This is a genomic window from Neisseria sp. HMSC074B07 (assembly GCF_001810355.1).
Classification (GTDB): domain Bacteria; phylum Pseudomonadota; class Gammaproteobacteria; order Burkholderiales; family Neisseriaceae; genus Neisseria.
On sequence record NZ_KV800985.1, the window covers coordinates 46,498 to 46,792 of the forward strand.

1 CRISPR repeat array is annotated in these 295 nt (G+C 47.8%).

Annotated features, from left to right (window positions below):
- A CRISPR array of direct repeats spans positions 1–294; the repeat unit is 30 nt; unit sequence CCAGCCGCCTTCGGGCGGCTGTGTGTTGAA.
- The last annotated feature ends 1 nt before the right edge of the window (position 295 follow it).

The window sequence follows — 295 nt, forward strand, 5'->3', positions numbered from 1 at the left end:
CCAGCCGCCTTCGGGCGGCTGTGTGTTGAAACACTATTTGTAACTCTTTTTCACTTTTTAAAAAGCCAGCCGCCTTCGGGCGGCTGTGTGTTGAAACCTGAATTATAACGATTTAGCATCATCTCTTTTTCCCAGCCGCCTTCGGGCGGCTGTGTGTTGAAACTTGGACATTTTTAATGGTTTTCAACAAAGCACTAACCAGCCGCCTTCGGGCGGCTGTGTGTTGAAACAAGGAAATACTTTAATTTGCGGTCATCAAGATATCCAGCCGCCTTCGGGCGGCTGTGTGTTGAAA